We start from the raw sequence: 23,932 nt of genomic DNA on the forward strand, positions 1-23,932 counted from the left end.
ATGCGGGTGGGTCTGTCCTGGCTGCGAGAGTTCGTGGCGCTGCCCGAGTCGGTGACCGCCGCCGAGCTGGACGCCGCGTTGAACGACCTCGGCATCGAGGTCGAGGAGATCGTCGACCAGCGCGAGACCGTGCGCGGCTCGCTGGTGGTCGGCCGGGTGCTGACCGTCGAGGAGCTGACCGGCTTCAAGAAGCCGATCCGGTTCTGCACTGTGGACGTCGGCGCCGCCAACGGAACCGGCGAGCCGCAGGAGATCGTCTGCGGCGCGACCAACTTCGTCGCCGGTGACCAGGTCGTCGTGATCCTGCCCGGCGGGGAGCTGCCGGGCGGCTTCCAGATCGGCGCACGCAAGACGTACGGGCACATGTCGGCCGGCATGATCTGCTCGGCTCGGGAGCTGGGCATCAGCGACGAGCACGACGGGATCATCGTGCTGCCCGCCGCGTTGGCGGTCGCGCCCGGTGACGACGCGCGCCCGATCGTCGGCCTCGACGACATGCTGATCGACGTCACCCCGACGCCCGACCGCGGCTACCAGATGTCCGTCCGGGGGCTGGCTCGCGAGCTGGCGCACTCGTTCGGCGTGCCGTTCACCGATCCCGGTCTGGCCGCCGCGCCCGGTGCGACGAGCGGCGACGCCTGGGACATCGTGATCGACGATCCGGCCGGCTGCGACCGGTTCGCGGCTCGGCTCGTGCGCGGGGTCGACCCGGCCGCCGCGACGCCGGACTTCATGGCACGCCGGTTGACGGCGGCCGGCGTACGCGTCCTCGGGTTGCCGATCGACATCACGAACTACGTGATGCTCGAACTCGGTCAGCCGATGCATGCCTTCGACGCCGACCGCGTCCAGGGCGCCCTGGTGGTCCGCCGGGCGGCCGAGGGCGAGAAGCTGACCACGTTGGACGGTGTCACGCGCGTACTCGCCGCTGAGGACATGGTCATCTGCGACGACAGCGGCCCGATCTCGCTGGCCGCCGTGATGGGCGGGCAGACCAGCGAGGTCGCGCCCGAGACGACGAGCGTCCTGTTCGAGGCGGCGCACTGGGACCCGGTGATGGTCGGCCGGACCGCGCGGCGGCACAAGCTGTTCAGCGAGGCGGCCAAGCGCTGGGAGCGCGGCGTCGACCGCGAGCTGTGCCTGGTCGGCGTCGAACGGGCGGTGAACCTGCTCATCGAGCATGGCGGCGGCAAGGCCGGTGACGAGATCACCGACGCGAACTACCCGCCGGAGCCGTTCTCGCTGAGCCTGGACCCCGGTCTGCCGACCCGGCTGATCGGCGTGAACTACAGCCCCGAGCGGGTGGCCGAGGTGCTGGCCGACGTCGGCTGCCACGTGGCCATCGGCGACGACTTCCTGGTCACCCCGCCGAGTTGGCGGCCCGACCTGCTGCAGCCCGCCGACCTGGTCGAGGAGGTCGTCCGCCTGGACGGCCTGGACAAGGTGCCGAGCGTGCTGCCGATCGCCCCGCCCGGCAACGGCCTGACCCCGCAGCAGCGCCGTCGCCGCTCGATCGGCCGGGCGCTGGCCGAGCAGGGCTACGTCGAGGCGATCTGCAACCCGTTCGTGTCGGCCGCCGCGCTGACCTCGCTCGGGCTGCCGACCGACGCCGTACGCCTGGCGAACCCGCTGTCGGACGAGGAGCCGCTGCTGCGTACGTCGCTGCTCCCGCCGCTGCTGACGACGCTCAAGCGCAACCTCGGCCGGGGTCAGCGTGATGTCGCGCTGTTCGAGCTGGGCCTGGTCTTCCGGGCCGCCGCCCGGCAGGGCGTGCCGCCGGTGCTGACCATCGCCAGCCGTCCCTCCGAAGAGGAATGGCAGGCGGCCCAGGAGTTCGTGCCGCACCAGCCGTACCACGTCGCGGTGGTGCTCGCCGGATCTCCGCTGGAGCCCGCTGGCCGGTGGGGCGCCGGCCGCACCGCCGACTGGTCCGACGCGATCCAGGCCGCGCGCGACACCCTCGCCGCGGCGGGCCTCGACGCCACGCGGGTCGAGGTGGCCGCGGCGGAGCAGGCTCCGTGGCATCCCGGTCGCTGTGCGGCGATCAAGGTCGACGGCGAGATCATCGGGTACGCCGGTGAGCTGCACCCGGCCGTCTGCGCCGAGCAGGACCTCCCGAAGCGGACCTGTGCCATGGAGCTGGACCTGGATCTCGTGCCGTTGCCGGGGGTCACCCCGCCGCCGGTGCTGTCCAACTTCCCGCCCGCGTTGATCGACGTCGCGCTCGTGCTGCCGCAGGAGGTTTCGGCGGCCGACGTCGAGGCGGCGCTGCGCGAGGGGGCCGGCCCGCTGCTGGAGTCGGTCCGGCTGTTCGACGTGTACACCGGTCAGGGCATCGACCCGGGGCAGAAGTCGCTGGCGTACAAGCTGGTCTTCCGGGCCCAGGATCGCACGCTCACCGGGGAGGAGGCGGTCGCCGCCCGTGACGCGGCGGTCGCGACCACCGCTTCGCGATTCGGCGCCGTCCTCCGCGGCGCCTGACCACCCGCCCTTCCCCGCCTCGTTGATCATGGAGTTAACCGTGGTGTCGCCGGTGTGGCGCAACCGGAAACACCATGATCAACGAGGCGGGGCGGAGTGGTCGCGCTACCCTTGATCGCCGTGGCACGGGACGAGAAGCGCAAGGTCATCGCGGTCAATCGCAAGGCACGGCACGACTACGAGATCCTCAAGACCTACGAGGCCGGTCTGGTGCTGCGCGGGACCGAGGTGAAGTCGCTACGAGACGGCCGCGTCTCGCTGGTCGACGCGTTCGCCCAGGAAACCGACGGCGAACTGCTTCTGCACGGTCTCCACATCGCCGAGTACGCCCTGGGCACCTGGACGAACCACACCCCGCGCCGAATCCGCAAACTCCTGCTGCACCGGGTGGAGATCGAGAAGATCCTGCTGAAGCTGCGCGACCCGGGCGTCACGTTGATCCCGCTGTCGATGTACTTCGCCAACGGCTGGGCCAAGGTGGAACTGGGGCTGGCGCGCGGGCGGAAGGCGTACGACAAGCGGCAGGTGCTGGCCGAACGGGACGCCAATCGCGAGATCGCCCGGGAGTTCGGCCGTCATCTCAAGGGGCGACCCCGGTAGCCCAGCTCCGTTACAGTGTGGACGGTGCGGATCGAGGAGCATCTGACGACCGTCCCGGACGACGTGGACGTGGTGCTCGACTTGTCCAATGTGGTCCGCGAGCGCGGCCTGTGCAGTGATCGCCCGGCCGATCTGCGACGGCTCTTCGCCCTGATCGACGGCCTGAAGACCTATCTCGCCGACGACACCGTGCAGGTCTCCGTGGTGACCGACTGGTCGCTTGAGCGCCGGTCCGATCTGCTCTCCACGAGCGAGCGCCGGGCGCTGCGCCGGTGGATCGGCGGCGGCCTGATCGAGGCTCGGGACGGCGCCGACGACCGGGTGCTGGAGATCGCCGACGTGACCGGTGCGAAGGTCGTCAGCCATGACAACTTCAAGGGCAGGCACCGCGACTTCCCGTGGATTCCGGGCAGCGCCGACCGTTTCCTGCGGATGCGGCCTGACGGCGACGGCATACGCGTCGAAGCGCGCGACATCCCGATCTACCCCGAGCACCAGCTGTCGAGCGCTGAGGAGCACGACCTGCTGCGGGCGGCCGGGCTCTACGACCGGGAACGCCGTCTGCGCCGCGAACCCCTGACCCGGGGCTGGCGGTGCCCGGTGCCGGACTGCCCGCTGTTCGGCGAAGGCCGCGACGGCGGCCAGCCGCTGCCGGCGTACCGGGACGGGCGGGTGTGCTGCCCGAGCCATCGGGCCCCGATGAGCGACCTCGGCCGGCTTCTTCGCCCGATCCAGATCAAGGTCTCGGTCAACCGCACGGTCGTCGACCGCTTCCTGGTGACGCCGGGCGAGCCGGTGACGGTCGGCCGGGAACTGCTGCGCCGAGTGCCGCCGCAGTACGGGGACTTGATCAGCCGCCGCCACGCCGAGCTCGCCTGGGACGGTCAGGTGCTTACCGTCACCGATCTGAACAGCCGAAACGGCGTACGCGTCAAGGGCCGCCGACTGCCGCCGGGCCGTCCGGAGCGCTGGGACCTCCGGGACGCCGTGGCGCTGCACGAGAAGGTGAAGCTCGTGGTGAGCGGACGGCACTTCGTCTTCGACGATGCCCCGGCGACCGACGACGCTAAGGCTACCGGCGACAGCGCGACCGCCGACGCTCCCAGCGTCGCGTTCGACGCCGAGACCCGAGTGCACCGGGGGCGCCGGTGACCCTCCTGGACGATCGGTACCGCCTCGGCGAACGGCTGGGCGTGGGCGGTTTCGGCGAGGTCTTCCTCGCCCAGGACGCCAAGATGAACCGGGACGTCGCGGTCAAGATGCTCAGGGACGAGGCGGACCCGGCCGACCTCGCCCGCCTGCTGCGCGAGGCCAAGGTGCTCGCCGGGATCCGGCACCCCAACATCGTCTACATCCTCGACGTCGGCGCGAACTACATCGTCATGGAGCGGCTCACCGGCCCGGACCTGCTGACTCTCGCGAAGGCGCGGTTGCCGTTCGCGGTGGAGGAGGCGGCCAGCTACGGCGTGGTGCTGGCAGGCGCCCTCGCGGTGCTGCACGAGCGGGCGGAGCCGATCGTGCACCGCGACGTCAAGCCGCACAACATCATGCTCGACGGGGACCCGGGCAGCCAGCAGGTGAAGCTGGTCGACTTCGGGCTCGCCACCACTCCGCAGCTTCCCCAGGTCACCGAGTCGGGGCAGCTGGTGGGCACGCTCGCGTACATGGCGCCCGAGCAGCTGGCCCGGCACCGGGCCGGTCCGCCGGCCGACGTCTACTCCCTCGGAGTCACGCTCTACCTGCTCCTGAGCGGGTCGATGCCGACGGATCCGCTGGCGCAGCCGCCGGTGCCGCCCCGGCCGCTGCTGCGGTTGCGACCGGAACTGCCGCCCGCGTTGGCCGGCATCGTGCACCGCATGCTCGCCGTCGATCCCGCCGAGCGACCGCGGGCGGCGGAGGTTCGCGAGGGACTGGCCGCGCTCGGTGGCGTCCGGGCCGCGGCGGAGGCGGTCGCCTCGCGGCTGGCCGGTCAGTTCACCGACGTGCAGGCCTTGTTCGGCGCGGGTCGAGAGAAGCGCGCGGCCTTCGCGCTGGTCCGGCTCCTGGCGCGAGCCGAGGCCGAGTTGGGCCCGGATCATTCACTGGTACGCCGAATGCACGCCTACGCCCTCACGCATACTCCGTAGTGGCCCACACGGTGGCGGTCGCGCTGTCGCCGAAGGTGAAGCCGCCGGTGATCTTGGTGATGGTGGCGATGCCGAGCAGGCCCTTCTCCGTGCGGAAGCACAGGGTGGAGCCCTTGGTGACCTCCACCCGGTCGGTTCCCACGGTCGAGATGAGCTCGTGGCACTTGTGCGGGCTCGCCGTGGCGCCCGTCGGCAGGATCGCGACGCTGGTGTGGTTGCCGCCGTCGATGCCGTCGATGGTGGACTCGGTGTCGTTGGTGAGACCGAGCTGCAGGTCGATACGGCCGCTGCTGGGATCGACGACGGGCGGCGTGGTGTCGAGGTCGATGCCGTCGCCGTTGATCCGGATGGGGCCGGTCCAGCGCACTTCGTCGCTCCCCGCCGACGCAGAAGCCGACGCTGACGCCGACGGCGCGGCCGAGGACGGCGTGCCTGCCCCGGTGGTGGTGACCTGGACGGCGGCTGTCGGGGCGGTGGAGACGCTCGCGCTCGGACCCGCTCCCGACCCGGAGCCCGCCGCGGGGTTCGCTGCGGAGCCGGCGCCGAGCTTCACCCCGACGAGCACGGCCGCCGCGAGCACCACTGCCGCGACGCCCGCTCCTACCAGCCAGCGCCGTCCGCCGGAGCGCTGTGGCAGCACGGCGGTCGGACCGATCGGCGGAACCGGCTGGGCCGCTATCCGCGCCAGTTCGCTCGCCCGGGCCGCGATGTCCGTGGTGATCGCCGGGGGCAGCCAGCCCTCGCCGAGCCGGGGCGTGCCGCCGCAGGCAGCGATGATCTCGGCCGTGTCGGGACGGTCGCCGGGGTCGACCGCCAGGCATCGTTCGACCAGATCGCGGAGTTCGGCCGGGCAGCCCGTCAGGTCGGCTTCGCCACGGGTGATCCGCACCAGCTGACGGGCGAACGTCCCGTCCCCGTACGCCGAGCGCCCGGTCGCGGCGAAGTAGGCGATGCCGCCGAGGGCGAAGACGTCGGATGCCGGGGTGGCGGGCTGTCCGAGTGCCACCTCCGGTGCCATGGAGCCGGGCGTGCCGAGCGGCGTACGCGAGACGAAGGTCTGGCTGACGTCGGTGGCCCGGGCGATGCCGAAGTCGATGACCTTCGGGCCGTCGGCGGCGAGCACGACGTTGCCGGGGGAGAGGTCCCGATGGACGATGCCGTACGAGTGGATGGCCTGCAACGCCGTGGCGACCGCGGCGACCAGCCCCTGTACGGTCGGCAGCGGCAGGGGCCCGGCGGCGCGTACCGCGTCGAGCAGCGTCGGCCCCGTCACGTAAGCCGTCGCCAGCCAGGGGATCGGAGCGTCCGCACTGGAGTCGACGAGCGGTGCGATGTAGGGTCCGGCGACTCGCCGCGCCGCGTCGGCCTCCTGGGCGAACCGGATGCGGAAGGCCTGGTCGTCGGCGTACTCGCGGCGTACCACCTTGATCGCCAGCGCTTGCCGGCCGCCGGGGAGGAAGGCGAGGTAGACCTCGCCCATGCCGCCCATGCCGAGGCGAGCGCGCAGGCGGTATCCGCCGATCTCCTGCGGATCCTGATTGCTCAATGTGGACACCACGAGGGCAGCTTAGGTCACGCGTGCCAGCGATGGTGGTGCCCCGGTCCTGAGGGAGACCGGGGCACCGTGAGGGGATGGGATTCAGCCGAGGGTGCAGGCGGCGCCGTTCAGCGTGAACGACGTCGGCGAGGTGTTGGTGCCGGAGTAGGTGCCCTGGAAGCCGAAGGCGGTGCTCGCCCCAGCGGCGAGGGTGCCGTTGTAGCCCAGGTCGCGAGCGGTCACCGACTGCCCGCTCTGGGCGACGGTGGCGTTCCAGAAGCTGGTGATCTTCTGGTTGCCGGAGTACGCCCAGGCGACGGTCCATCCGGTGATCGTGGTGGAGCCGGTGTTGGTCACCGTGACGTCGGCGGTGAAACCGGTGTTCCAGGTGTTGGGGACGTACTTCACCCGGCACGACCCGCCGCCTCCGCCGCCGCTGGACGTGGTGGCGGTGACCGTCGAGGAGTTGCCGGAGGTGTTCCCGGCGGCGTCTCTGGCGCGGACGTAGAACTGGTATTGCGTGGACGCGGCCAGCCCGGTCGCGGTGTACGAGGTGCCCGATGCCGTGGCGATCTGGCTGAACGATCCGCCGTTGGTGGCCCGGTAGACGTCGTACCCGGTGACGCCGACGTTGTCCGACGACGCGCTCCAGCTGAGGTTCACGCTGTTCGCGGTGGCGCCCGACGCCGTCAGGTTCGCCGGAGTCGACGGCGGCGAGGTGTCGCCACCGCCTCCGCCGCTGCCGACGGAGAACGCGGTGACCGCCAGCCCGGTCTGCCCGACCCACGGCTCGAAGCCGGCCTGGATGCTGGTGAGGTACCAGCTGCGCTGGGCGTACCCGCGGCTGACGGCGTCGCTGTAGAAGTCGTTGACCGTGAAGTTCATCGAGCCGGTCGCCGACTGCCGGACGTAGGAGACCACGTTCCAGCCGATGTTGCCTTCCCAGACGTTCCAGGTCGCGCCGTTGATCGTCGCGGTGCCGACCTGGGAGCCGACCGGCTGGATCGAGCCCATCTTGTTGAGCCAGATCATGATCTCGGCGCCGGTGTTCTGCCCGTCGGTCCGCGGCGTCGGGTCGAACCAGATGTCGTACGCGGCGTCCCAGACTCCGCTGGACGGGTAGTTCATCGCCACCGAGGTGGTGAGCCCGGCGAAGGTGCTGGTGCTCGCCTGGAGCGGCAGCCCGCTGCCGGTGCTGCAGTTGGCGTAGTGGCAGCCGAAATAGACCGACGGGTACGCCCCAGGCGCGCCGTTGGTCGCCTTGTTGTGGCTGGCCGTGGTCACCGCGAAACCGGTGCCGGTGACGTTGATGCACTGGGTGGTGTCGTCGCCCCAGTTGTTGTTCTGGACGACGTAGCGCCCGCTCTGAATCGTGGTGGAGCCGTACTTCTCGCAGATCGTGACGTCGGCGTGGGCGGCGCCGGACGCGGTGAGCGTCCCGGTCACGATCAGCGCACCCGCCGCGAGCGCGGCGAGGATGCGGTGTCTCATCTGCTTCCTCCATGGGCGTGGAGTCGCGGCACGTCCGTGTGCCGCCGAAGGGGGATGGGAGCGCTCCCGCACGGCAGCCTACCGTCAATCTTCATCGATGGAAAGCCGTGAGCCCATCGAACGCGATTCGATGAAAGGGGTTTCGCGAGAAGTGATGCGCGCCATAATTGCATGATCATACCTTCGGGCGTATGCTCATTCTTGCATAAAGTTGCGGAGGACGGTATGAGCATCAAAGCTGCAGTCGCGGGGGCCAGCGGATACGCGGGCGGCGAGCTGCTGCGCCTGCTCGCCGGGCACCCCGACATCGACCTGGTCACGGCGACCGCACACTCCCAGGCGGGACAGCCCCTCGGTCGCGTACACCCGCAGTTGGCGGCGCTGGACCTGACCCTGACCGAGACCGACCCGGCCACCCTGGGCAGCGCGGACCTGGTGTTCCTGGCGCTGCCGCACGGCGAGTCGGCCGCCCTGGCCGCGCAGCTGCCCGCCGGGGTGAAGGTCGTCGACCTCGGCGCGGACCACCGGCTGATCGACGGCGCGCAGTGGGCCAAATACTACGGCGGCGAGCACGCCGGGACCTGGACTTACGGGCTGCCTGAGCTGCCCGGCCAGCGTCTCCAGATCGCCAACAGCGACCGGGTGGCCGCCACCGGCTGCTATGCGGTCGCGACCACGCTCGCGCTCGCGCCGCTGATCGCCGCCGACCTGATCGAGCCCGCCGACGTCGTCGTGGTCGCCGCCAGCGGCACCACCGGCGCGGGCAAGGCCCCCAAGCCGCACCTGCTCGGCTCGGAGGTGATGAGCGACCTGAGCCCCTACAAGGTCGGCGCCCACCAGCACGTGCCCGAGATCAAGCAGGCGACCGGCGCCCGGTCGCTGTCGTTCACGCCGGTGCTGGCACCGATGCCCCGCGGCATCCTCGCCACCGTGACCGGCCGCCCGACCAGTTGTGACATCACCGGGGCCGTCGTGCGGGAGGTGCTGGCCGACGCGTACGCCAACGAGCCGTTCGTCCACGTCCTCGCCGACGGCCAGCAGCCCCACACCGCCGCCACGCTGGGCTCCAACAGCTGTCACCTGCAGGCCGCCGTCGACCTCGACAGCGGACGGGTGATCGTCGTCAGCGCCATCGACAACCTCGGCAAAGGCGCAGCCGGCCAGGCTGTGCAGTGCGCCAACCTGATGCTGGGCCTGGCTGAGACGGCCGGCCTGCCGATCTACGGAACTCGGTGACCCCATGTCCGTGACCGCACCTCAGGGCTTCCGGGCCGCCGGCGTGACCGCCGGGATCAAGGCCAGTGGCAAGCCGGACCTCGCGCTCGTCGTCAACGACGGCCCCGACGCGACCGCCGCCGGAGTCTTCACCGCCAACCGCGTACAGGCCGCGCCGGTCATCTGGAGCCGGCAGGTGCTCAAGGGCGGCGTCCTCAAGGCGGTCGTGCTCAACTCCGGCGGCGCCAACGCCTGCACCGGCCCGGCCGGATTCCAGGACACCCACGCCACCGCCGAAGCCGTCGCCGCCGCGCTGCGCGGGCCGGGAGCCAAGCGCATGCTGCTCGGCGCGGGCGACGTCGCGGTCTGCTCCACCGGCCTGATCGGCGAGCGGCTGCCGATGGACAAGGTGCTCGGCGGAGTCACGACGGCCGCCAAGGCGCTGGCGAAGGACGGCGGCGGCACCGCGGCCGAGGCGATCATGACCACCGACACCGTCGCCAAGAACACGGTGATCACTGGCGACGGCTGGTGCGTCGGCGGCATGGCCAAGGGCGCGGGCATGCTCGCCCCCGCGCTGGCCACGATGCTCGTCGTGCTCACCACCGACGCCATCGCCGGCTCGTCGGCCCTGGACGAGGCGCTGCGCGAGGCCAGCCGGCTGACCTTCGACCGGCTCGACTCCGACGGAGCGATGTCCACCAACGACACCGTCCTGCTGCTCGCCAGCGGCGCGTCCGGCGTGGAGCCGTCGCAGGAAGAGCTCACGGCCGCGGTCACGGCCGCGTGTCACGACCTCGCCCAGCAGCTGCTCGGCGACGCCGAGGGCCACACCAAGAAGGTCGCCATCGAAGTGGTACGCGCGGCGACCGAATCGGACGCGGTGTCCGTGGGCCGGGCCGTCGCTCGCAACAACCTGGTCAAGTGCGCGCTCTTCGGCAACGACCCCAACTGGGGCCGCATCCTCGCCGCCGTCGGCACCACCGACGCCGCCTTCGAGCCCGACCGGCTCGACGTCGCGATCAACGGCGTGTGGATCTGCCGGAACGGCTCGGCCGCCGAGGACCGGTCCAAGGTGGATCTGTCGGAGTCGCAGGTGCAGATCACGATCGACCTCAACGCCGGGGCCGCCCAGGCCACCATCTGGACCAACGACCTGTCGCACGACTACGTCCACGAGAATTCGGCGTACTCGTCGTGACGGTTTCGTTGAGCGCTGAGCAGAAGGCGGCCGTCCTCGTCGAGGCCCTGCCGTGGCTCAACCGGTTCCGGGGCGCCATCACGGTCGTGAAGTACGGCGGCAACGCCATGGTCTCAGCCGGGGAGCCTCTCGGGCGAGCCGCCAGGAGTGCGGTCAGCGAGCTTCGGGCCGCGTTCGCCGCCGACATGGTCTTCCTCCGCCAAGCCGGGCTGCAGCCGGTCGTCGTGCACGGCGGCGGCCCCCAGATCTCGGCCATGCTGGAGCAGGTCGGCCTGACCAGCGAGTTCCGGGGCGGGCTGCGGGTCACCACGCCGGAGGCGATGAAGATCGTCCAGATGGTGCTGGTCGGCCAGGTCGGCCAGGAACTCGTCGGCGAGATCAACGCGCACGGGCCGCTGGCCGTCGGGCTCTCCGGCAGCGACGGCGGCCTGTTCACGGCGGTACGCCGCCCGGCGGTCGTCGACGGCGAACCGGTCGACGTCGGCCTGGTCGGCGACGTGGCCGAGGTGAACCCGACCGTCGTCGCCCAGGTGCTCGCGGCCGGGCAGATCCCGGTGGTGTCCACCGTCGCCCCCGACATCGACGGCGTCGTGCACAACCTGAACGCCGACACCGCCGCGGCCGCGCTCGCGATCGCGCTCGGCGCGCGCAAGCTCGTCGTCCTCACCGACGTCCCCGGCCTGTACGCCAACTGGCCCGACACCAGCAGCCTGATCTCCGAGCTGTCCGCCGACGAGCTGGAGAAGCTGCTTCCCGAGCTGGCCTCGGGCATGGTCCCCAAGATGGAGGCCTGCCTGCGGGCGGTTCGCGGCGGCGTGCCGGCGGCGCACGTGGTCGACGGCCGCAGCCCCCACTCCACCCTCCTCGAGATCTTCACGGAAGCCGGCCACGGAACGATGGTGACCCCATGACCTTGCTAGATCGGTGGCAGCATTCGCTCGCCGACAACTACGGAACCCCCACCGTCGGGCTGGTGAGCGGACAGGGCGCGGTCGTCGTCGACGAGCACGGCAAGTCCTACGTGGATTTCTTGTCCGGGATCGCGGTCAACGCGCTCGGGCACGCCCATCCGGCGGTCGTCAGCGCGGTCTCCGACCAGGTCGCCAAGCTCGGGCACGTCTCGAACTTCTACGCCGCCGAGCCCACGATCGCGCTGGCCGAGCTGCTGCTGACGCTGACCGGGCGGCCCGGCAAGGTGTTCTTCTGCAACTCCGGCGCTGAGGCCAACGAGGCCGCGTTCAAAATGTCCCGGCTCACGGGGCGGACTGGGCTCGTCGCGGCGCAGGGCGCCTTCCACGGCCGGACGATGGGCGCGCTGTCGCTGACCGGGCAGCCCGGCAAGCGGAACCCCTTCCTGCCGCTGCCCGGCGACGTGACCCACGTGCCCTACGGCGACCTGGCCGCGCTCGAAGCCGCCGTCACCGACGAGACCGCCATGGTCATCCTGGAGCCGATCATGGGAGAGGGCGGCGTCGTCGCCGCCCCGCCCGGCTACCTCGCCGGCGTACGCGAGATCACGGCGGCCCACGGCGTCCTGTTCGTCCTCGACGAGGTGCAGACCGGCATCGGCCGGACCGGCCACTGGTTCCAGTGCCAGGCCGAAGGCGTCGCGCCCGACATCATCACGCTCGCCAAGGGCCTCGGCGGCGGGCTGCCGCTGGGGGCCGCGATCGCGTTCGCCGACGGCGCGTTCGCCGACACCCACCCGGGCGGCGCGGCCGCGCTGTTCCAGCCGGGCCACCACGGCACGACCTTCGGCGGCAACCCGATCGCCTGCGCGGCCGGGCTGGCCGTGCTGCGGACCATCGCCGCCGACGGGCTGCTCGACCACGTCAAGCGGGTCGGCGAGCGGCTCCGGCGGGGGATCGAGGCGCTCGGCCACCCCCTCGTCGACCACGTACGCGGTGCCGGCCTGCTGCTCGGCGTACAGCTGACCGCTCCGGCCGGCGCCGCCGTGGTCGGACTGCTGCGCGACGCGGGCTTCATCGCCAACGCGTGCCAGCCCGACGTGCTCCGGCTGGCCCCGCCGCTGATCATCTCGTCCGAGCAGGTCGACGCGCTGCTCGCGGCGCTGCCGGCGGCCCTCGACGCGGCGTGCCCCGGAGCGGCGTGATGGCACGGAACTTCCTGCGGGACGACGATCTGACTCCGGCCGAGCAGACGGCGGTGCTGGACCTGGCCGCCCAGATGAAGGCCGACCGGTGGCAGTACCGCCCGTTGCAGGGCCCGAAGTCGGTCGCGGTCTTCTTCGACAAGCAGTCGCTGCGGACCCGGTTGTCGTTCGAGGTGGGCGTGGCCGACCTCGGCGGGCAGCCGATCACCGTCGACACCGTGAACACCCACCTCGGCCGGGGCGAGTCGCTGGCCGACACCGGCCGGGTGCTGTCCCGGTACGTGGCCGCGGTCGTCATGCGTACCTATGGCGACGAGCGCATCACCGAGCTGGCCTCGGGCGCGACCGTGCCCGTGGTCAACGCGCTGACCGACGGGTTCCACCCCTGCCAGCTGCTGGCCGACCTGCTCACGGTACGCGAGAAGTTCGGCCGCACGACCGGGCTGACCTTGGCGTACCTGGGCGACGCGGCGAACAACATGGCGAACTCCTACCTGCTCGCCGGGGCGGTCGCCGGGATGCACGTACGCGTCTCCGGCCCGGCCGGCTTCGACCCCGACCCGGCGATCGTCGCCGACGCGGAGAAGATCGCGGCGTCGACCGGCGGTTCGGTCAGCGTCCTGCGGGACCCGGCCGAGGCGGCTGCGGGCGCCCACGTCCTCGCGACGGACGCCTGGACGTCGATGGGGCACGAGGACGACGGCAAGGATCGCGTCGGCCCCTTCCTCGCGTACCAGCTGAACGAGAAGCTGGTGAGTCTCGCGGATCCGGCGGCGATCGTGCTGCACTGCCTGCCCGCGCACCGGGGTGAGGAGATCACCGACGGGGTGCTGGACGGGCCGCACAGCGCGGTGTTCGACCAGGCCGAGAACCGCCTGCACGCGCAGAAGGCGCTGCTGGCGTTCTTGCTGGAGCACAGCGGGGAGTCGGCATGACCGCTCCGGTGACGCGGACCGCGCGGCACGCCCGGATCGAGGAGCTGATCCGCGGCGGATCGGTACGCTCGCAGACCGAGCTGGCCGAGCTGCTCGCGACCGGCGGCGTGCAGGTGACCCAGGCGACGCTGTCGCGGGACCTGGAGGAGCTGCGGGCGATCAAGGTCGGCGGGGTCTACCTGATCCCCGAGGACGGCAACCGTGCGCTGCGCCCGGTGGAGCAGGCCCAGGTACGCCTGGTCCGGCTGCTCAAGGAGCTGCTCACCGGAACCGACCACAGTGGAAACATCACGGTCCTGCGTACGCCGCCCGGCGCCGCGCAGTTCCTGGCCAGCGCGATCGACCGCAGTGGCCTGCCCGAGGTGGCCGGCACCATCGCGGGCGACGACACCATCTTCATCGTGGCCCGCGAGTCCACGACCGGCGCCGGGTTGGCCGCGAAGTTCGCGGCCTGGGCCAATCTCGAAACAGAAATCACAGAGGGAGCACCATCATGACCGAGCGGGTCGTACTGGCCTACTCCGGCGGCCTGGACACGTCCGTCGCCATTCCGTACCTGGCCGAGAAGATGGACGCCGAGGTCATCGCCGTTCTGGTGGACGTCGGCCAGGGCGGCGAGGACATGGAGGTCGTTCGCAAGCGGGCGCTGGCCTGCGGCGCGGTCGAGTCCGAGGTGGTCGACGCCCGTGAGGAGTTCGCCGCCGACTTCTGCCTGCCGGCCATCCGGGCCAACGCCCTGTACATGGACCGGTACCCGCTGGTCAGCGCGCTGTCGCGGCCGCTGATCGTCAAGCACCTGGTCGAGGCGGCGCGCAAGCACAGCGGCACCGTCGTGTCGCACGGCTGCACCGGCAAGGGCAACGACCAGGTCCGCTTCGAGGTCGGCATCGGCGCCCTCGCCCCGGACCTGAAGGTCGTCGCGCCCGCCCGGGACTTCGCGTGGACCCGGGACAAGGCCATCGCGTACGCCGAGAGCAAGAACCTGCCGATCGACCAGAGCAAGAAGTCGCCGTACTCGATCGACCAGAACATCTTCGGCCGGGCCGTCGAGACGGGCTTCCTCGAGGACATCTGGAACGCGCCGATCGAGGACATCTACTCGTACACGTCGAACCCGGCCGAGCCGCGCGACGCCGACGAGGTCGTCATCACCTTCGAGCAGGGCCGCCCGGTCGCGATCGACGGGGAGACCGTCACGCCGTTCCAGGCGATCGCCGAGCTGAACCGGCGGGCGGGCGCGCAGGGTGTCGGCCGGCTCGACATGGTCGAGGACCGGCTGGTCGGCATCAAGAGCCGCGAGGTCTACGAGGCGCCGGGCGCGATCGCGCTGATCACCGCGCACCAGGAGCTGGAGAACGTCACCGTCGAGCGTGACCTCGCCCGCTTCAAGAAGTCGGTCGACCAGCGCTGGGGCGAGCTGGTCTACGACGGCCTGTGGTTCTCGCCGCTCAAGTCCTCGCTGGAGGCCTTCATCGACGAGTCGCAGAAGCACGTCACGGGCGAGATCCGGATGACCCTGCACGGCGGGCGCGCGGTCGTCACCGGCCGGCGGTCGGAGGCCTCGCTGTACGACTTCAGCCTGGCCACCTACGACGAGGGCGACCTGTTCGACCAGTCGCTGGCCAAGGGCTTCGTCGACCTGTGGGGTCTGCCGTCGCGGCTCGCCTCCGCCCGCAATACCCGCCTTTCCTGACCCCCGCCCCGCTCTATCCCGTTGATCATGGAGTTAACTGTCGTCTCGACGGTGTGTCGCGACTGGAAACTCCATGATCAACGCCAAGTCTCGTAAGGAACGACATGAAACTCTGGGGTGGACGGTTCGAGGGCGGCCCGGCCGAGGCGCTGGCCCGGCTGAGCGTCAGCGTGCACTTCGACTGGCGGCTGGCGGCGTACGACATCGCGGGGTCGAAGGCGCACGCCAAGGTGCTCGCCGACGCCGGCCTGCTGACGCCGGAGGAACTGAGCCGGATGCTGGCGGCGCTGGACGAGCTGGCCGCCGACGTCGAGTCGGGCGCGTTCCAGGCGACTCCGGCCGACGAGGACGTCCACACCGCGCTGGAGCGTGGGCTGCTGGAGAAGCTCGGCCCGCTCGGCGGCAAGCTGCGCGCCGGCCGGTCCCGCAACGACCAGGTGGCCACGGATCTGCGGCTCTACCTGCGTGACCACGCCCGGCTGCTGGCGCTCGGGATCGCCGACCTGGCCGGTGCGCTCACCGAGCAGGCCGGGCAGCATGTCGCCACCCCCGCCCCGGGGATGACCCACGTCCAGCACGCTCAGCCGGTCACCTTCGGGCACTGGCTGCTCGCCCACGTGCAGCCGCTGCTGCGCGACCTCGACCGGCTGCGGGACTGGGATCGGCGTACGGCGGTCAGCCCGCTCGGCGCGGGCGCGCTGGCCGGCTCGTCGCTGCCGCTGGACCCCGAGCGGGTCGCCAAGGAACTCGGGTTCACTTCCTCAGCGGCCAACTCGATGGACGCGGTGTCCGACCGGGACTTCGTCGCCGAGTTCCTGTTCGTGACGGCGCTGCTCGGCGTACACCTGAGTCGCCTCGGCGAGGAGGTCGTCCTCTGGACCTCCCAGGAGTTCGGCTGGGTGGAGCTGGACGACGCGTTCGCCACCGGGTCGTCGATCATGCCGCAGAAGAAGAACGCGGACATCGCCGAACTGGCCCGGGGTAAGGCGGGCCGGCTCATCGGCGGGCTGGTCGCGGTGCTGACCATGCTCAAGGGCCTGCCGCTGACCTACGACCGGGACATGCAGGAGGACAAGGAGCCCGCGTTCGACGCCCTCGACACGCTGGAGCTGGTCCTGCCCGCGCTCACCGGGATGATCGCCACGATGATGGTCAAGACCGAGGTCCTCGCGAAGGCCGCGCCGATCGGCTTCTCGCTCGCCACCGAGGTCGCGGACTATCTGGTACGCAAGGGAGTGGCGTTCCGGGACGCGCACGAGATCACCGGACGCCTCGTGGCGTTCTGCGCCGCTCGGGGGCTGGAGTTGCATGAGGTCGGCGACGACGACCTCGCGGCTATCTCGGCCGAACTCGACCCCGCCGTACGCGAAGTGCTGTCGGTCGACTCGGCGCTGGCTGCCCGGAAGACTCCGGGGTCGACCGGTCCGTTGGCGGTCGCCGAGCAGCTGGCGAACGTCGAGCGGGAGCTCGCCGGCGCGCGGCAGTGGGCCACGCCGGACCAGTGATCGACTGGCTGAGCGCGCCGGCCGCCCAGATCCCCGAGACCGCCCGGCGGCTGCTGGGCTGGGAGGTCTCGGCCAACGGCGTCACGATCCGGCTGACCGAGGTCGAGGCGTACGCGGGAACGGGGGAGGACCCGGCGTCGCACGCGCACCGCGGTCCCACCCCGCGGACGCAGGTCATGTTCGGCCCGGCCGGGCGCGCCTACGTCTACTTCGTCTTCGGTATGCACTGGTGCCTGAACATCGTGTGCGGCCCCGAAGGCGAAGCGTCCGCCGTCCTGCTGCGCGCCGGTGAGGTCGTCGACGGCGTCGAGATCGCCCGGGAACGCCGGGGCGGCTCGGACCGCGAACTCGCCCGGGGCCCGGCCCGGCTGGTGAAGGCGCTGGGCATCGGGCCGGACGCCAACGGGACGTCCATGATGGACGGAACGGGTCCGCTGCTGCTCAAGCCGCCGACGCGGCCGGTGACGCCGGACCAGATCGTGGCGGGCCCCCGGGTCGGGGTCGCCGGGGCGCACGACGTGCCGTGGCGGTTCTCGATCGCCGCCGACCCGACGGTAAGCACATACCGCCGCCACACCCCCCGCAAGCGCTGAAGCAAGCTAAGCCTCGTCAGCGTTAGGCAAGCTACGCCTCGTCGGACAGATGCATGGCGGACTCCTCCGCGCTCAGCCCGTCGGCCTCACCGGTGTCCTCGCCCCACGCCTCCTCCTCGTCGTCGACTCCCGCGCCGAGGTCCGGGGCGACCAGCCGCCCGACCGGCTCGTCGGGGTCGGCGTACGGGTCGGGTTCCTCGTCGTCGATCAGCAGCTCGTCCGACTCCTCGTCGGGGTCGTCGAAGCCCGCCTCCAGGTCGAGTTCCTGCGTGCGATCGACGTCCAGCGCCTCGCTGGGGCCCTCGGTGAGGTCGGCTTCCTCGGCTGGGGTGGCGCTCTCGTCGGTCAGGTACTCCGGCTCGTCTCCGGGCAGCGCGGGGGCGGTGTCGTCGATGCGTGGGTTCTCGCCCGTGTCATACGCGGTCGAGGTGTCGTCGGCGTAATCCGGAATGCCGTCGGGAACCGTCATACCGCCCAAGTTACCCCTGATCAGGCGGGCCGAATCACATATCGCAGATAGGTGCCCAGCTCCCGTTCGACCGGTCCGTCGAGGGTCAGCCCGAGCCGTTCGGCGACCCGGATCGACGCCGCGTTCTCCGGCCGGATCAGGGCCAGCACCGGCTCGCCGGGCGCCCGTCGCCGCGCGAGTTCCAGCGCCGCGCGGCCCAGTTCCTGGGCGTACCCGTGGCCCCAGGCGGCCGGCGTGAACCGGTAGTAGAGGTTCAGGCCGTCCTCGCCGGGCAGCGCCGGCCGCACGCCGCCGAACCCGATGACCTCGCCCGTCTCGGCCAGCCGCACGGTCCAGTAGCCGAAGCCCGACTTCGCCCACTGGAACGCCCACGCGCCCAGCGTCTGCTCGCTCTCGGCCCGGTCGGTCTGCGGCCCGGCCGGATTGTGCACGTTCGTCGCGGGGTCGGCGTGGATCGCGAAGTGCTCGGCCGCGTCCGCCGCCGTGGGGCGGCACAACAGCAACCGGTCCGTGCGCCACCAGGTCGCGCCCTCGGTCACGCCCCGCGCGAGGCTCGCGCCCGCACCCGCCGGCCACGATCCCAGCAACCGGGCCGTCGCGGGTCGCGGCAGCTCGCGGGCCATCAGGACAACGTCATGGCGTGCGTCGCCGTCCGCTACCGCATTTTCCAACCAGCCGGTACGCCGAAAGCCGCAGTCTTCATAGAGCGCTATCGCGCCATGGTTGTTGCCCCGCACGCTGAGTGTCAGCAGCTCGACGCCGTGGGCGGAGGCATCGGCCGCGACCGCCTCGACGAGCGCCCGGCCGACACCGGAGCCCCGGTGACCGGGGTCGACGGTGAGTTTGTCGAGGTCGCCGTGCACCCAGCGGGTGGCCCATTCGCTCCGCTGCCACTTGGCCGTCCCGGCCACCTCGCCGTCGACGACCGCCGCGATCAGCCCGGCGTCGTTCGCGCGTACCGCCGGAAGGAGCTTGAGCAGCCAGTTCCGGGCGTACTCGGGGGTCACCTCGGCGGGCAGGCCGATCGCCTCGCGCCGGCGTACCGCGGCGACCAGCAGCTCCGCGATCTGATCGAGGTGGGGGTCGGCGGGGTCGGTCACGGAGATCAAGTCGGGCACCTCGACAGCCTAGGCGACATCACTCATGGGTTGACTGACGTCAGGTGTGATGGCATGGTGATGTCACTGCGACATCATAGCGATGTCGTCACCCGTGGGGAGGGTTCTCGTGCAGTTCGCACCGCTACGCCAACGGAACTTCGCATTGCTCTGGTGGGCCGGGCTGATCTCGATCGCCGGCGACTGGACGCTGCGCATCGCGCTGCCGATCTACGTCCTGCAGTTGACCGGATCGGCCCTGGCCACCAGTGGGGCGGTCATCGCCGCCCTGATCCCGACACTGCTGTTCGGCCTCGTCGCCGGCGTGTACGTGGACCGCTGGGATCGCCGGACCGTCCTGCTCGTGGTCAGCGTGCTGCACGGCGTGACGCTGCTGCCGCTGCTGGCCGTCGACTCGGCCGGCGGCCTCTGGATCGTCTACGCCGTCCTGTTCGTCCAGTCGACGCTCTCGCAGCTATTCCAGCCCGCCGAGAACGCCCTGCTGCCGAACCTGGTGACGGCCGAGCACCTGCCCGCCGCGAACTCCCTGAACACGCTGAACAACAACATCGCCCGGCTCGCCGGACCGGCCCTCGGCGGGTTGCTGACCGCCTCGCTCGGGCTGACCGGGGTCGTCGTGGTCGACGCCGTCTCGTTCCTGCTCTCCGCCGCGCTGGTCGCTGGAATCCGGGGGCGGTTCGCCGTCGTCCGCGACGCCGACACCCCACCCCTGGGCGTACGCCGAGAGCTGGCGGAAGGGCTGCGCACGGCGTACTCCTCGCCGATGCTGCGCGCGCTGCTGGGCATCGTCACGGCGATCTGCGTCGGCGAAGGCATCATGGGCGCCCTGTTCCCGGTCTTCGTCACCGGGCCGTTGCACGGCGGCGCCCGCGAACTCGGCTGGACCATGTCGGCCCAGGCCATCGGCGGCATCACCGGCGGGCTGCTCAGCGGCCGCATCGCCGCCCGGATCGCGCCGAAACAGCTGCTGACCTGGTCGCTTGTGGTGTTCGGGCTGATCGACCTCGCGATCTTCAACTATCCCCGGTGGACCGGCGTGATGTGGCCCGGCCTCGCCCTGTTCGTCATCGTCGGAGTGCCCTCCGTGCTCAGTGGGGTGGCCTGGATGACGCTCCTGCAAGGGGCGGTCGGCGACGCGTACCGTGGCCGGATCTTCTCGTTGATGATGGTCCTGCAGTCGCTGGCGGCGCTGCTGGGCGCGGGGCTCGCGGGCACGCTGGCCGCGCGGCTGGGCGTGATGAACCTGCTCACAGTGCAGGGCGCCGTGCCGGTCCTGTGCGGGATCGGGTTCGCGCTGATCTCCAGTCGCCTGGGCGATCGGCCGTACCCGGCGGTAGTCTCGCCCGAGAGGCAACCCGTCGCGGAAGCGTCCTGAGGAGACAGACGATGGCTGAGAAGACGATCGGCGTCGGCGACGTAGCGCCCGACTTCACCCTCCCGGCGCAGACCGGCGAGCAGGTGACGCTGGCGGACTACCGCGGCGACAAGGTCGTGGTCCTGTACTTCTACCCGAAGGACGACACACGCGGCTGCACCGCCGAGGCGTGCGCCTTCCGCGACAGCTACGAGGAGTTCGCCGAGGCGGGAGCGCAGGTCATCGGGATCAGCTCCGACTCGATCGCCTCGCACGAGAAGTTCGCGAACAAGTACAACCTGCCCTTCGTGCTGGTGGCCGACGAGGGTGGCGAGGTCCGCAAGCGCTACGGGGTGCCCGCGACGCTCGGCATCCTGCCCGGCCGGGTCACCTACGTGATCGACCGGGCCGGCGTGGTCCGGCACACCTTCACCTCGATGGTCAACATCGGCAAGCACATCGAGGGCGCGCTGGAGATCGTCCGGAACCTGGCGCACGAGCAGGCCTCGGCCTGAGGCGGCAGTCATGAGCGACCGGAGGTCGGTCATCGGCTGGCACAGTGACAGTCATGCGAGCGCCGGGTGCAGGACGGTGATCGCATGACTGTCCGGGCGTTCTGGCTCGACGAGGCGCACGACCGGGAGCACGGGGACCGGTACGCCGAACTTGTCACCAAGGAGGCGGTGCTCTTCACGCCCGCCTTCGGCGACATCGCCCCGGTCCAGTTCGCCTGCATCGCCTGGCGATTGGCGACCCCGCCGTTCCTGGAGCCCGGACTGGTCCGCTGGCACCGCCGGATCCTCCGGGCCGAATGCCGCCGCGACCACTGGGACGGGTCGCTGATCGCCGACGTGCGCATCGTCTCCGACCTGCCCACGCAGCTGACGCGTACGCGCGAATGGTGGCGCGACCGAGGCTGGGAGGGCTGGCCACGGATCCTCGGCCAGTACATCCGGCCCAGCGAGCAGGACCTGAGCAAGCGGCCCTACCTGCTGCCGACCCTGAGCATGCAGGCGCCGATCCCGCTCGGCGGCCTGCCGCCCGCGCCGGACGGTCCCACCGACGACCTCGCCGGGGCGGCCCGGCACGCCGTGGTGGCCGTCGCCCGGGAGCTGGACGAGCTGCTCAGCCCCATCCTCACCCAGCTTGAGCAGCCCGAACCCGCCGAGGATGATCCAGATCGATTCCCCAGCGCGCCGGAGCCGGACGTCGCATGATGGGCGGTGGAAGCCGACCCGAGGGGGAGAGCACATGACCAGCGCCCGAGACATCATGCACCCCGGCGTGGAATGCGTGCCGTCGCACGAGACGCTCGACCGCGCCGCCCAGATGATGCGCGACATGAACGTCGGATCTCTGCCGATCTGCGGCCCCGGCGACAAGCTTTCCGGCATCCTGACCGACCGCGACATCGTCGTGAAGTGCGTGGCGGTGGGCAAGGACCCGGCCAAGATGACGGCCGCCGACCTAGCCGACGGCACCCCGGTGTGGTGTGACGCGAGCGCGGACGAGGCCGACGTCATCAGCCTCATGGAGAACAACAAGATCCGCCGGATGCCGGTGATCGAGGACCACATGCTGGTCGGCATGATCAGCGAGGCCGATCTCGCCCAGCACCTGTCCGAGGACAAGCTGGCGCACTTCGTGGCCACCGTGACGGCAGCTCCGCCCAGCACCGGCCAGCAGACGCGCTGACCCTTCCGCTCTCCGCCTTCCGGGCCGGTCTCAGCTGGTCGACAGCGACGCCAGCACCAGGCCGGTGGTGCAGAGGACGAGGAAGCCGACGACGACCACGGCCGCCACGACCACGGTCCTGCTCGTCCGGGGCGGCCGTGAGTGCGGATAGTGCGGGCTCATGCCGACAACCTAAACCGGTGTGCGGCCGGCCGGGCGGATGCGGAACAATCGGGTGCGTGACACACATCCTCGACGATCTGCAGTGGCGGGGCCTGCTCCAGGACTCGACCGGCCTCGACGACCTGCGTAAGCACCTCGACTCCGGGCCGATCAGCTTCTATGTGGGCTTCGACCCGACCGCGGCCAGCCTGCATCTGGGTCATCTCACCCAGGTGCTCACGGCGCGCCGGCTGCAGCTCGCCGGGCACCGGCCGCTGCTGCTCGTCGGGGGCGCGACCGGCCAGATCGGCGATCCGAAGGAGAGCGGCGAGCGTACGCTCAACCCGCCGGAGGTCGTCGCCAGCTGGGTCGCCCGCATCCGAGGCCAGGTCGAGCCCTACTTCGACTTCGACGGGCCGGTCGCGGCCACCATGGTGAACAACCTCGACTGGACCCAGCCGATGGGCGTCGTCGAGTTCCTCCGCGACGTCGGCAAGCACTTCCCGATCAACAAGATGCTCGCCCGGGACGTCGTGCGTACGCGGCTGGAGTCCGGCATCAGCTTCACCGAGTTCGCGTACCAGCTGCTCCAGTCCCACGACTACTACGAGCTGCACGTACGCCACGGCTGCTCGCTCCAGTTCGGCGGATCCGACCAGTGGGGCAACATCACCGCCGGGGTGGACTACATCCGCCGTCGGGGCGCCGGACCGGTGCACGCCTTCACCACGCCGCTGGTCACCAAGTCCGACGGCACCAAGTTCGGCAAGACCGAAGGCGGCGCCATCTGGCTCGACCCCGCCATGACCAGCCCGTACGCCTTCTACCAGTTCTGGTTCAACACCGACGACCGGGACGTGCTGCGGTACCTGAAGTACTTCAGCTTCCGCAGTCACGAGGAACTGACCGCGTTGGAGGAGGAGACCCAGGCCCGCCCGTACGCCCGCGCCGCGCAGCGCGCACTGGCCGAGGAGCTCACCACGCTGGTGCACGGCAAGGACGAGACCGCGCAGGTGATCGCGGCCTCCCAGGCGCTGTTCGGCCGGGGTGCGCTCGACGACCTGTCGCCGGCCACGTTGGGTGCGGCGCTGGGTGAGGCCGGTCTGGCCACGGTGGACGAACTGCCCACGTACGCCGGTCTGTTCAAGGAAGCGGGGCTCACCGCAGGACTCGGCGAAGCACGGCGCGCGATCGCCGAAGGCGGTCTCTACGTGAACAACGAACGGGTCACCGACGGCGACGCCGCGGTCGCTCCGAAGACGCTGCTGCACGGGCGATTCCTCGTACTCCGCAAGGGAAAGAAGACGATCGCCGGTGTTGAACTGCGAAAATAGCGTGCGATCAACGATGTGACGCAGGACAACGGCCCCCGATTTGCGGGGGCCGTTTGCTTTGTCGTAATGTTCTCTCTGCCAGCGCGGCACGGACGGGAACGACGAGGGTTACCTCGGCGGGAGGCCGGAGCGCGAATCCTCGAGTGATGCAGGCCCCCGGTGGGGGTGTGCGAAGTCGGTCGGGTAGGCTGGACGAGTTGCCCCTGATGCGGCCCGGCGGAAGTCGGGTGGTTGATGGTGTGTGCTTGTTCTTTGAGAACTCAACAGGGTGCTTGTAAAGCCAGTGCCAAAGTAGCGGATTCTGCTTCGGTGGGATCGCACATTTTTCATC

23 protein-coding genes are annotated in these 23,932 nt (G+C 70.9%); 18 read left to right on the plus strand and 5 right to left on the minus strand.

The window, feature by feature from the left end:
- The 4 genes from pheT to AB0M47_RS15360 all read left to right on the plus strand — a co-directional run bounded on the left by pheT (window position 1) and on the right by AB0M47_RS15360 (window position 5,207).
- Window positions 1-2,481, plus strand: coding sequence for a phenylalanine--tRNA ligase subunit beta (gene pheT / locus AB0M47_RS15345; protein WP_363413145.1), 2,481 nt, complete (start codon window positions 1-3; stop codon window positions 2,479-2,481).
- A 120-nt stretch (window positions 2,482-2,601) separates the two neighbouring features.
- The gene (smpB, locus tag AB0M47_RS15350; protein WP_253762269.1) at window positions 2,602-3,081 is read left to right on the plus strand and encodes an SsrA-binding protein SmpB; all 480 of its coding nucleotides are present in this window, start codon (window positions 2,602-2,604) and stop codon (window positions 3,079-3,081) included.
- A gap of 24 nt (window positions 3,082-3,105) precedes the next feature.
- The gene (locus AB0M47_RS15355; protein ID WP_363413147.1) at window positions 3,106-4,233 is read left to right on the plus strand and encodes an FHA domain-containing protein; all 1,128 of its coding nucleotides are present in this window, start codon (window positions 3,106-3,108) and stop codon (window positions 4,231-4,233) included.
- Complete coding sequence (locus AB0M47_RS15360) at window positions 4,230-5,207, plus strand: serine/threonine-protein kinase (RefSeq protein ID WP_363413149.1); 978 nt, start codon at window positions 4,230-4,232, stop codon at window positions 5,205-5,207. The genes AB0M47_RS15355 and AB0M47_RS15360 overlap by 4 nt, the downstream gene beginning before the upstream one ends.
- On the opposite strand, the gene AB0M47_RS15365 is transcribed toward AB0M47_RS15360, so the two are convergent.
- Together AB0M47_RS15365 and AB0M47_RS15370 are read right to left on the minus strand one after the other, a co-directional pair.
- Window positions 5,191-6,765 (minus strand): serine/threonine-protein kinase, encoded by a 1,575-nt coding sequence (locus AB0M47_RS15365; protein WP_363413151.1) that lies wholly within the window; start codon window positions 6,763-6,765, stop codon window positions 5,191-5,193. The two genes, AB0M47_RS15360 and AB0M47_RS15365, sit on opposite strands and share 17 nt — an antisense overlap.
- Window positions 6,766-6,846: 81 nt before the next feature.
- Window positions 6,847-8,235 (minus strand): cellulose binding domain-containing protein, encoded by a 1,389-nt coding sequence (locus AB0M47_RS15370; protein WP_363413153.1) that lies wholly within the window; start codon window positions 8,233-8,235, stop codon window positions 6,847-6,849.
- Window positions 8,236-8,460: 225 nt separating this feature from the next.
- On the opposite strand from AB0M47_RS15370, the gene argC reads away from it, so the two are divergent.
- The 9 genes from argC (at window position 8,461) to AB0M47_RS15415 (ending at window position 17,490) form a co-directional block, all read left to right on the plus strand.
- Window positions 8,461-9,471, plus strand: a complete 1,011-nt coding sequence (gene argC / locus AB0M47_RS15375) for an N-acetyl-gamma-glutamyl-phosphate reductase (protein WP_363413155.1) — start codon at window positions 8,461-8,463, stop codon at window positions 9,469-9,471.
- 4 nt (window positions 9,472-9,475) lie between these two features.
- Complete coding sequence (gene argJ / locus AB0M47_RS15380) at window positions 9,476-10,651, plus strand: bifunctional glutamate N-acetyltransferase/amino-acid acetyltransferase ArgJ (RefSeq protein WP_363413157.1); 1,176 nt, start codon at window positions 9,476-9,478, stop codon at window positions 10,649-10,651.
- A complete protein-coding gene (gene argB, locus AB0M47_RS15385; RefSeq protein WP_363413159.1) occupies window positions 10,648-11,562 on the plus strand; it encodes an acetylglutamate kinase in 915 nt (304 codons plus the stop codon). Before argJ ends, argB begins: the two co-directional genes overlap by 4 nt.
- A complete protein-coding gene (locus AB0M47_RS15390) occupies window positions 11,559-12,764 on the plus strand; it encodes an acetylornithine transaminase (RefSeq protein ID WP_363413161.1) in 1,206 nt (401 codons plus the stop codon). Before argB ends, AB0M47_RS15390 begins: the two co-directional genes overlap by 4 nt.
- Window positions 12,764-13,699 (plus strand): ornithine carbamoyltransferase, encoded by a 936-nt coding sequence (gene argF / locus AB0M47_RS15395; protein WP_363413163.1) that lies wholly within the window; start codon window positions 12,764-12,766, stop codon window positions 13,697-13,699. Before AB0M47_RS15390 ends, argF begins: the two co-directional genes overlap by 1 nt.
- Window positions 13,696-14,196 (plus strand): arginine repressor, encoded by a 501-nt coding sequence (locus tag AB0M47_RS15400; RefSeq protein WP_363413165.1) that lies wholly within the window; start codon window positions 13,696-13,698, stop codon window positions 14,194-14,196. The genes argF and AB0M47_RS15400 overlap by 4 nt, the downstream gene beginning before the upstream one ends.
- Window positions 14,193-15,392, plus strand: a complete 1,200-nt coding sequence (locus AB0M47_RS15405; protein WP_363413167.1) for an argininosuccinate synthase — start codon at window positions 14,193-14,195, stop codon at window positions 15,390-15,392. Before AB0M47_RS15400 ends, AB0M47_RS15405 begins: the two co-directional genes overlap by 4 nt.
- A 104-nt stretch (window positions 15,393-15,496) precedes the next feature.
- Window positions 15,497-16,897: an argininosuccinate lyase gene (gene argH, locus AB0M47_RS15410; protein WP_363413169.1), complete on the plus strand. Its 1,401-nt coding sequence runs from the start codon at window positions 15,497-15,499 to the stop codon at window positions 16,895-16,897.
- The gene (locus AB0M47_RS15415; protein WP_363413197.1) at window positions 16,897-17,490 is read left to right on the plus strand and encodes a DNA-3-methyladenine glycosylase; all 594 of its coding nucleotides are present in this window, start codon (window positions 16,897-16,899) and stop codon (window positions 17,488-17,490) included. The genes argH and AB0M47_RS15415 overlap by 1 nt, the downstream gene beginning before the upstream one ends.
- A gap of 31 nt (window positions 17,491-17,521) precedes the next feature.
- Here the strand turns inward: AB0M47_RS15415 and AB0M47_RS15420 are convergent, their stop codons facing one another.
- Together AB0M47_RS15420 and AB0M47_RS15425 are read right to left on the minus strand one after the other, a co-directional pair.
- Window positions 17,522-17,959, minus strand: a complete 438-nt coding sequence (locus AB0M47_RS15420; protein WP_363413171.1) for a DUF5709 domain-containing protein — start codon at window positions 17,957-17,959, stop codon at window positions 17,522-17,524.
- 20 nt (window positions 17,960-17,979) lie between these two features.
- Complete coding sequence (locus AB0M47_RS15425) at window positions 17,980-19,077, minus strand: GNAT family N-acetyltransferase (protein WP_363413173.1); 1,098 nt, start codon at window positions 19,075-19,077, stop codon at window positions 17,980-17,982.
- A 109-nt stretch (window positions 19,078-19,186) separates the two neighbouring features.
- Here AB0M47_RS15425 and AB0M47_RS15430 point away from each other — a divergent pair, with 109 nt between their 5' ends.
- The 4 genes from AB0M47_RS15430 (at window position 19,187) to AB0M47_RS15445 (ending at window position 22,126) form a co-directional block, all read left to right on the plus strand.
- Window positions 19,187-20,452: an MFS transporter gene (locus AB0M47_RS15430; protein WP_363413175.1), complete on the plus strand. Its 1,266-nt coding sequence runs from the start codon at window positions 19,187-19,189 to the stop codon at window positions 20,450-20,452.
- Between the two features lie 11 nt (window positions 20,453-20,463).
- Window positions 20,464-20,946, plus strand: coding sequence for a peroxiredoxin (locus AB0M47_RS15435; protein WP_363413178.1), 483 nt, complete (start codon window positions 20,464-20,466; stop codon window positions 20,944-20,946).
- 84 nt (window positions 20,947-21,030) lie between these two features.
- Window positions 21,031-21,648, plus strand: a complete 618-nt coding sequence (locus AB0M47_RS15440; protein ID WP_363413181.1) for a hypothetical protein — start codon at window positions 21,031-21,033, stop codon at window positions 21,646-21,648.
- Between the two features lie 34 nt (window positions 21,649-21,682).
- The gene (locus tag AB0M47_RS15445) at window positions 21,683-22,126 is read left to right on the plus strand and encodes a CBS domain-containing protein (protein WP_363413184.1); all 444 of its coding nucleotides are present in this window, start codon (window positions 21,683-21,685) and stop codon (window positions 22,124-22,126) included.
- Window positions 22,127-22,156: 30 nt separating this feature from the next.
- On the opposite strand, the gene AB0M47_RS15450 is transcribed toward AB0M47_RS15445, so the two are convergent.
- Complete coding sequence (locus AB0M47_RS15450; RefSeq protein WP_275978379.1) at window positions 22,157-22,288, minus strand: hypothetical protein; 132 nt, start codon at window positions 22,286-22,288, stop codon at window positions 22,157-22,159.
- A 56-nt stretch (window positions 22,289-22,344) separates the two neighbouring features.
- Here AB0M47_RS15450 and tyrS point away from each other — a divergent pair, with 56 nt between their 5' ends.
- The gene (gene tyrS / locus AB0M47_RS15455; RefSeq protein ID WP_363413187.1) at window positions 22,345-23,601 is read left to right on the plus strand and encodes a tyrosine--tRNA ligase; all 1,257 of its coding nucleotides are present in this window, start codon (window positions 22,345-22,347) and stop codon (window positions 23,599-23,601) included.
- Window positions 23,602-23,932: the final 331 nt, after the last annotated feature.

Origin of the sequence: Hamadaea sp. NPDC051192 (assembly GCF_040682475.1) — a bacterium.
GTDB lineage: Bacteria > Actinomycetota > Actinomycetes > Mycobacteriales > Micromonosporaceae > Hamadaea > Hamadaea flava.